This is a genomic window from Cellulomonas septica (assembly GCF_012396155.1).
Classification (GTDB): domain Bacteria; phylum Actinomycetota; class Actinomycetes; order Actinomycetales; family Cellulomonadaceae; genus Cellulomonas; species Cellulomonas septica.
The window spans coordinates 1-1,105 of record NZ_JAAXOY010000887.1; the positions used below are offsets into that span (position 1 = coordinate 1).

General features: G+C 75.3%; 1 protein-coding gene. It reads left to right on the forward strand.

Features of this window, described 5'->3' with window-relative positions; all coding sequences use genetic code 11:
* Positions 1–1,048 (forward strand): Dyp-type peroxidase (locus tag HGA02_RS20035; protein WP_168681186.1); only part of this gene is annotated, 1,048 nt, incomplete at its 5' end.
* Between the last annotated feature and the right edge of the window lie 57 nt (positions 1,049–1,105).

Here is a 1,105-nt window from a genome sequence, read left to right on the forward strand (position 1 = left end):
ACCGGCGTCCGGCCCGTACGACGCGCCGCCCGACGACACGGGCGAGGCCGCCGACCTGCCGCCCGCGGGGCTCACGCTCACGTTCGGCTTCGGCCGGTCCCTGTTCGTCGGCACCCCGGCGCCCGACGGCACCCCCGGCACCGACCGGTTCGGGCTCGCGGACCGGCTGCCCGGCGGTCTCCTGGAGCTCCCGCACTTCCCGGGCGACGCGCTCGACCCGGCGCGCAGCGACGGCGACCTGGTCGTGCAGGCGTGCGCCGACGACCCGCAGGTCGCGGTGCACGCGATCCGCAACCTGTCGCGTGCCGCGTTCGGGGCGGCCGCGATCCGGTGGACGCAGCTCGGCTACGGGCGCACGTCGTCGACGAGCACCGCGCAGCGCACCCCGCGCAACCTGTTCGGCTTCAAGGACGGCACCGCGAACGTCAAGGCCGAGGAGCACGACGCCCTCGACGCGCACGTGTGGGTGCCCGAGTCCGCCGCGCAGGACGACGCGGGCGACGGCGTCGACTCGGCGTGGCTGACGGGCGGCACGTACCTCGTCGCGCGGCGCATCCGCATGGTCATCGAGACGTGGGACCGCACGTCGCTGCGCGAGCAGGAGACGCTCGTCGGCCGCACCAAGGGCGAGGGTGCGCCGCTGTCGGGCGGCACCGAGTTCACCGAGCCGGACTTCACGGCGACGGGCCGGGCCGACGCACCGCTCATCGCGACGAACAGCCACGTCCGCCTCGCGCACCCCGAACAGAACGACGGCGTGCGCATGCTGCGCCGCGGCTACAACTTCACGGACGGCAACGACGCGCTGGGCCGCCTCGACGCCGGGCTGTTCTTCCTCGCGTTCGTCCGCGACCCGCGCACGCACTACGTGCCGATGCAGAACCGGCTGTCCGCGCAGGACGGGCTCATGGAGTACCTGCAGCACACGGGGTCCGGCCTGTTCGCGGTCCCGCCGGGCGTGCCCGACGGGTCGCTCGTGCTCGGTGCCGACGGCACGCCCGTGACCACGGACGACAGCCCGTTCGTCGGGTCGGCGCTCTTCGCCTGACGACCGCGCGTGCGCCGTCGCGCGGCGACCTGACGCGGCCCCTCGCGGCGCGACGCG